Origin of the sequence: Bacillus sp. 7894-2 (assembly GCF_002272225.1) — a bacterium.
GTDB lineage: Bacteria > Bacillota > Bacilli > Bacillales > Cytobacillaceae > Cytobacillus.
In genome coordinates this window covers 43986-50805 of record NZ_NPDG01000062.1, presented here as the reverse complement: position 1 = coordinate 50805, position 6820 = coordinate 43986, and the positions used below count along the sequence as shown (strand labels likewise).

The 6820-nt window shown below is 39.1% G+C and carries 7 protein-coding genes; 3 read left to right on the top strand and 4 right to left on the bottom strand.

Annotation, left to right across the window (positions count from 1 at the left end; translation table 11 throughout):
- Nucleotides 1-48: 48 nt before the first annotated feature.
- Nucleotides 49-1008 carry an NAD(P)H-dependent flavin oxidoreductase gene (locus tag CHI10_RS09655; RefSeq protein WP_095244087.1) on the bottom strand — a complete coding sequence of 320 codons (960 nt, stop codon included), beginning with the start codon at nt 1006-1008 and terminating at the stop codon, nt 49-51.
- Between the two features lie 242 nt (nt 1009-1250).
- On the opposite strand from CHI10_RS09655, the gene CHI10_RS09650 reads away from it, so the two are divergent.
- On the top strand, nt 1251-2720 hold the full coding sequence (locus CHI10_RS09650) for an aminotransferase class I/II-fold pyridoxal phosphate-dependent enzyme (protein ID WP_095244086.1): 1470 nt from the start codon (nt 1251-1253) through the stop codon (nt 2718-2720).
- Between the two features lie 49 nt (nt 2721-2769).
- On the opposite strand, the gene CHI10_RS09645 is transcribed toward CHI10_RS09650, so the two are convergent.
- Both CHI10_RS09645 and CHI10_RS09640 read right to left on the bottom strand, forming a co-directional pair.
- Nucleotides 2770-2898: a GapA-binding peptide SR1P gene (locus CHI10_RS09645; protein ID WP_048010629.1), complete on the bottom strand. Its 129-nt coding sequence runs from the start codon at nt 2896-2898 to the stop codon at nt 2770-2772.
- A gap of 210 nt (nt 2899-3108) precedes the next feature.
- Complete coding sequence (locus tag CHI10_RS09640) at nt 3109-3408, bottom strand: DUF3055 domain-containing protein (RefSeq protein ID WP_035328617.1); 300 nt, start codon at nt 3406-3408, stop codon at nt 3109-3111.
- Between the two features lie 175 nt (nt 3409-3583).
- On the opposite strand from CHI10_RS09640, the gene CHI10_RS09635 reads away from it, so the two are divergent.
- Nucleotides 3584-4018: a DUF1885 family protein gene (locus CHI10_RS09635; RefSeq protein WP_179288991.1), complete on the top strand. Its 435-nt coding sequence runs from the start codon at nt 3584-3586 to the stop codon at nt 4016-4018.
- Between the two features lie 37 nt (nt 4019-4055).
- Here the strand turns inward: CHI10_RS09635 and CHI10_RS09630 are convergent, their stop codons facing one another.
- Nucleotides 4056-4904, bottom strand: a complete 849-nt coding sequence (locus tag CHI10_RS09630) for a polysaccharide deacetylase family protein (protein ID WP_095244085.1) — start codon at nt 4902-4904, stop codon at nt 4056-4058.
- A gap of 361 nt (nt 4905-5265) precedes the next feature.
- Between CHI10_RS09630 and CHI10_RS09625 the strand changes: the two genes are divergently transcribed.
- Complete coding sequence (locus tag CHI10_RS09625) at nt 5266-6780, top strand: glycine betaine uptake BCCT transporter (RefSeq protein WP_095244084.1); 1515 nt, start codon at nt 5266-5268, stop codon at nt 6778-6780.
- Nucleotides 6781-6820 lie beyond the last annotated feature (40 nt).

Here is a 6820-nt window from a genome sequence, read left to right as displayed (position 1 = left end):
AATCACTGGGGGATAAGGCCCCCCACTGATTGAAGTTTCACTTTATCATTAATTAGTCCATTTCCCCCTGATGGTTTCACCTTCTGCTATAATCCGCTCGAATAGTTCTTCCACGGACGGGATATCCTTAATTAATCCCATAACTTGTCCAGCCCATGCAAACCCTTCCTGATCTTTCCCTTCATATATATATTTCTTATTAGCATTCCCGCTAATGTAATTTTTTAACTGCTCATAGCCGCCGTTTTGTTTTTCGATTTCCAGTATCTTATCCGACCATGGATTCGCAATCACCCTTGCAGGTGCACCTATAGTTCTTTTAATGACAACTGTGTCATTTTCTGTTCCTTCGACTAAGCGGTTTTTATATAATTCAGAAGCATGGACGCATTCCTTTGTTGCAACAAATCTTGTTCCCATCTCAATACCATCTGCTCCAAGACTTAATGCTGCCATCAAGCCCCTGCCGTCTCCGATTCCACCTGAGGCAATCACAGGTATGGAAACAGCATCGGCCACCTGAGGAACGAGGATGAAGGTTCCAATATCATCCCTGCCTAAATGCCCGCCACCTTCCTGCCCTACAACCATTACTGCGTCAGCCCCAAGCTCCTCCGCCTTTACTGCCTGCCTTTTTGCTGCCACAAGAACAAGCTTCTTAACATTTACACCCTTTAATTGATCAAAAATAGGTGCAGGATTTCCTCCTGTCATAGAAATAACGGGAACTTCTTCTTCAATGGCTATATCCAGATAATCAGAGAATGGTCTTCCATGCTGCCCAATCGCAAAATTAACCCCAAATGGCTTATCTGTCAATTTCTTAACCTTTTGAATCTCGTCTCTTAATTTTTCCGGACTGCTGAGAGACATTGCGGTAACCTGCCCTAAACCTCCTGCATTTGAAACAGCGGCAGCCAGATCTGAATAGGCAAGATGGGCAAGGCCGCCCTGTATAATTGGATATTTAATTTTCAGTAATTCTGTCACACGTGTATTCCAGTTCATTTATGTACCCTCCATTTCTTCATAACTTTTATTTCGATTTATATGGTTTAAATTCCTGTTAACTTCTAAAACTAAACGGAAACTGAATTGTGGAGGCGAATGTCCGAAAAAGACACGCTTTAACAGAATGAAAAAACAATAGAACTTTCTATGCAAAGGGATTGAATAATGCTATAATGCAAATGTTTTAAATCAGCTTGAAGCTTTTAGAAATATTATTATTAAAGAGGTGTGGGAATAAGTTGTCTCAATACAAAACACCGTTATTCAGCGGTTTGCTTGCACACGCAAAGAAGGATCCCGTACAGTTTCATATACCCGGCCATAAAAAAGGAGCAGGGATTGATCCGGAATTCAGGGAATATATTGGTGATAATGCACTTGCCATTGATTTGATCAATATTGGCCCGCTTGATGATCTCCATCAGCCAAAAGGCATTATTAAAGAAGCCCAGGATCTTGCAGCTGAAGCCTTTGGAGCGGATAAAACATTCTTTTCTGTTCAAGGAACAAGCGGAGCCATCATGACCATGGTTATGGCTGTATGCGGTCCAGGAGATAAAATTATTGTTCCGAGAAATGTTCATAAATCAGTCATGTCTGCTATTGTTTTTTCAGGCGCAACTCCTATCTTTATACATCCTGAAATTGATGAAAACCTGGGCATATCTCATGGGATTACAACTGAATCAGTATCAAAAGCCCTTGAACTTCATCCGGACGCAAAAGGGGTATTAGTGATTAACCCTACTTATTTCGGTGTTTCGGCAGATTTGAAGAAAATCGTCGAAATTGCACATTCATACAATGTGCCCGTACTGGTTGATGAAGCCCATGGTGTGCATATTCACTTCCATGATGAGCTGCCATTATCCGCCATGCAGGCAGGTGCTGATTTAGCAGCAACATCTGTCCACAAACTGGGCGGGTCCATGACGCAAAGTTCAATTTTGAATATGAAAGGTAATCTTGTTTCGGCTAAAAGGGTCCAATCCATTTTAAGCATGCTGACAACAACTTCCACTTCCTATTTATTGCTTGCCTCCCTGGATGTTGCCAGGAAACGTCTGGCTACAGAGGGAAAGGAACTCATTCAAAAGACGATTGATTTGGCCCAATCCATTCGCCGCCGCATCAATGAGATTGACCGGCTCTATTGTGTCGGTGAAGAAATACTGGAAACCAAAGCGGCGCATGACTATGATCCGACCAAATTGATTATTTCAGTCAAAGAGCTTGGCATGAATGGTTTCGATGTAGAGAATTGGCTTCGGGAACATCATAATATTGAAGTAGAAATGTCTGATTTATATAATATCCTTTGCATTGTTACCCCTGGTGACTCTGAACGGGAAGCCGATATTTTAGTTTCTGCTCTTGCCGAACTCGCCAGTGATCGCAAAGGGAATACTGAAAAGCTTGAAACTCAAGTGCTTCTCCCTAACATTCCCGTTTTATCGCTTACACCCCGTGATGCATTTTATGCTGATACAGAGCTTGTTCCATTCGACGAATCTGAGGGCAGAATAATTGCTGAATTCATTATGGTTTATCCGCCTGGGATACCTATTTTTATTCCGGGAGAAATCATAACCGGGGAAAACCTCCGTTATATAAAAACGAACATGGAAGCTGGACTGCCGGTTCAGGGACCAGAGGATTATGATTTCAAGTATCTTCGCGTTATTGAAGAGCACAAGGCAATCAGATAATATGCAAAAGAGCCTTCCATTTAGGAAAGGCTCTTTTTATGGTTAATGGTTATTTGTTTGTCTTCTCTGTTTTTTCTCCGTCGCAGCAATTGCATTTTTTTGAATATAAAACAGTTACTTTTTCATCCTCAAAGTGATCAATAGTTGAATTGCAAGCCTGGCATACGATTGTACCCATCTTTTCATTCTCCTTTTCAATGAGTTTTATTTGAAAGCGCTTTATCTTTAAATCTATAATAATATAACATTATTAATTTATCAAGCCTAATTGTATAACATAATTATTGTTTTAAATTGGCATTTCCCTTATTACCCATTAATACCCTTTATAAATAGTATGTCATAATATAAAAAACAGACCATTTATGGCCTGTTTTTTTATATTATTTTAGTCATATTGTTCCTCAAAACGGGCACCTGGGATTGCTTCTAAGAAAAATTCGCTTAAATCTGCAGCCTGTTCGTATAAATCAAGCTTGAATGCCTTTTGCAAATATTCGATGTCTTCGAGATCTTTAGGGTCGAGGAGGGTTGAGCGGCCTGTCTGCATACAAATAACCAGAGGCTTGGAAAAGAAGAGGTTTGTATATACGATTCCAAAATCATAACGCGTTGACTCCGTTGTAAAGCCAACAAAACGGACATTCACGTTTTCATGCTCATCATAGAGCTTCTCAAAAAAATCCATAAGATTCCTCCTTATTTATAATAATATTCTAAATATTATTATAATTCATTTTAGGCTATTTGACAAGTAATTTAAATTTCCCTTACTATTTTAAGTTGTCATAAGATTTTATCTAATGCTAGAATGGAAGAGGATGTTCATTACCATAATTATTGGGATAATGGGGGGAAAGAAGTTGGCAGCTAATTCATTTATCAAGCTGGTTCCTTCATCAGCTAAGGAAAATATTTCAACAGAAGAGCTTAAAGAACTTTTTTTATATTATAGGGATATTACTGGAAAAACAGGCAGCCAGATTAAATGGGAATATGATGATGCTGCTTTTCCTTATGAGATAAAAGAGACGCCTGAAGCAAAAGGAACCTGGTTTTACCTGCATTCTCAACATGACCGATATAACGCCATATTGCTTGGCATTGACAAAGAAAAAGTGAAGGATGAAGACGGTTCTGAACGTGAGCAGTCTTACATACAAGTTACATTGCCGGAAGGTGCTACATTCGGAGATAAAGGCAAAGCAAATGAATTTTGCAAATTTCTCGCTAAAAAACTTCAAGGTGAATTGCACCTTTTCAATGGAAGAGTTATGTATTTTTATAAAAGAAAATAATCGAATTATTTAAAAATGAGAACAGCAGGAGCTGTTCTCATTTTGTTTCCGTGCTGATCAGAACTGGATCAACTGGAGTAAATCCTTTATTCTTAAGCCCCTTCACAATATCCTCTAAGGCTTCTTTTGTCCATTCCCTATCATGCATCAATAAATTTGCACCTTTCGATAAATAAGGTGAATTAACCATTATATCTGCTAAGGCTTCTTTTGATTGATATTCCTTCTCCCAGTCATACCCGTATGTCCAATTCATGAGCACCATGTTTTCAGCTTCAGCAATTTTCCTGCTGTAGTCTGTATTAGACCCGAATGGTGCCCGGAAGAATTTTGGCCTCTCTCCAATAATCTCCTTAACTTGATCATTTAGGCCAACAATTTCTTTATACTGCTGCTCTTCAGGTAAGCTTTTCAGGTTGAGGTGGCTATTTGTGTGATTGCCAATAGCAAAGCCAAGTTCATGAATTTCCTTCAAAACTTTTGCTTCTTCCGGGGTATCTATGAAATGCCCATTAACAAAAAAGATTGCAGGTGCTGAAAGTTTCTTTAAAATCCTGGCCATTTCCAATGCATTTTTATCAGGAGCATCGTCAATGGTTAGTAATACTACTTTTGAATTGGCCTTATTGATTGGTTCTATTGACCAATTATGTTCATTTATCTTGTATTGCGGTTCTGGCAGAGATACCTCTTCTTCTTTCGGATTTTCACCTGCATCAGCTTGGGGTTTTTCAGTTTTAGCTGCAGGAACATTAGATTGATCAGCCAAGTTATTTTCTTCTTCTTTTTCAAAATCTGATTGCTTATCTTCTTCAGCCGAAAAATCCGTACATGCTGTCAGGATTATAACGAAAGTAATACAAATAAAAATTATAGCTTTTCTCATTGTTACCTCCTTAATGCATATTTCTTTAAACTCCCTTTCATAAGTGTTAGTATGTAACATGGCCTTTTTAAAAAAGTAGTTCCCCTTAGGATTCTTACTATTACCTACTGATTTTACCCGAAACAGTCTCGGTTTGAACATTAAAAGTAAAATTTAAAAATCAGATTGGATTTCTGTATTCTTTCGATTTTACTTTAAAGTCTGTTTCCGGGAAGCTGCTCTCCCCTGCTGAGCTCCAATTGCTTAAAAATCAAGCAAACACTATCAGGAAAGCAGGATGTTTAATGCCTGCATTTATAGGATTGGAAGTTTTACAGAATTATTTTAATTAGGTTTATTTTATTAAGACTGGAGGGATTTGATGAAGAAACTGACTCCCGTTTTTACGGTTTCAGTCATATTCACAGCAATATTTATTATATGGGGATTAGTTCCGAAGACCATACTGCCAAATGGTAACCTAGATTCTGTTACAGCATCTGTTCAGGGATTCATATTGGAAAAATTCGGGTGGTTTTACCTTTTATCAGCTTCTATCTTTTTAATTTTTTCAATCCTTTTGGCATTCAGCAAGTACGGAAATATTCGTCTGGGAAAGGATGCAGACAGGCCCGAATATAGCTACATAAGCTGGTTTGCCATGCTTTTCAGTGCAGGGATGGGAATTGGTCTGGTTTTTTGGGGAGTCGCGGAGCCAATGTATCACTACTTTGCGCCACCTTTCCTAGAAGGGCAGACACCAGAAGCAGCAAGAGCTGCCATGAGGTACTCTTTCTTCCATTGGGGGCTTCATCCATGGGCTATATATACAGTTATTGGGCTTGCACTCGCTTATTTTCAGTTCAGGAAAGGTGCACCGGGAGTTATCAGTTCCATTTTAAGGCCAATTTTAGGGAACAAAGTGGATGGTCCAATTGGAGTATTAATTGATTTTATAGCCGTCTTTGCTACTGTTTTTGGTGTTGCGACATCCTTAGGTCTCGGAGCCATTCAAATATCTGGCGGACTTTCTGAAACATTTGACAGCATCGGCAATAATTTCACCACTCAATTGGTTGTTATTTTGGTTGTGACAATATTGTTTATGATTTCAGCACAAACCGGTTTAAACAAAGGAATAAAATACTTAAGTAATTTAAATATTATTTTAGCTATCTCGTTATTGCTATTTCTGCTGTTTGTTGGGCCAACAAACTTTATTATGGATCTGTTTACAACGACGATCGGCTCTTATCTTCAAAATCTTCCTTCCATGAGCTTCAGGCTCAGTCCTTTTGATCAGGAGCTGACATGGTTTCAGGACTGGACCATTTTTTATTGGGCATGGTGGATTGCCTGGGCACCATTTGTCGGCACATTCATAGCCAGAATATCAAGGGGAAGGACAATAAGAGAATTCGTCATCGGCGTGCTTGCTGTTCCTACGCTCTTTGGAGCGCTTTGGTTCTCAGTATTTGGAGGAACAGGCATATACCTTGAATTCTTTGAGGCAAAGCCAATTATGGAAACAATCGAACAGCAGGGAATGGAAGTTGCACTGTTCACCGTGTTTGATAACTTCCCTTTCAGCACTGTCCTAAGCTTATTGGCTATATTCTTGATCAGTACATTCTTTATAACTTCTGCAGATTCAGCTACATTTGTTCTTGGGATGCAGACGACAAACGGAAGCCTGAACCCTTCGGGCAAAGTTAAATTTGTCTGGGGCATTATCCAATCTGCTTCTGCAGCCATCCTTTTATGGACGGGAGGGCTGGAAGCACTGCAAAGAGCTTCTATTATAGCTGCGCTTCCTTTTACTATCATTATGCTTTTAATCGTGCTCTCGCTGGCTAAATCGTTTAAAGAAGAAACCATACCAAAAAAAAAGAGATGATAAAGACTAAAAAAAATCGGCACCTGTAAATGGGTGCCGA

Excerpts from the sequence above, each read along its gene's own strand:
- CHI10_RS09625 (WP_095244084.1), top strand. The coding sequence starts at position 5,266 with ATGAAGAAACTGACTCCCGTTTTTACGGTTTCAGTCATATTCACAGCA.
- CHI10_RS09655 (WP_095244087.1), bottom strand. The coding sequence starts at position 1,008 with ATGAACTGGAATACACGTGTGACAGAATTACTGAAAATTAAATATCCA.
- CHI10_RS09645 (WP_048010629.1), bottom strand. The coding sequence starts at position 2,898 with ATGGGTACAATCGTATGCCAGGCTTGCAATTCAACTATTGATCACTTT.
- CHI10_RS09640 (WP_035328617.1), bottom strand. The coding sequence starts at position 3,408 with ATGGATTTTTTTGAGAAGCTCTATGATGAGCATGAAAACGTGAATGTC.
- CHI10_RS09630 (WP_095244085.1), bottom strand. The coding sequence starts at position 4,904 with ATGAGAAAAGCTATAATTTTTATTTGTATTACTTTCGTTATAATCCTG.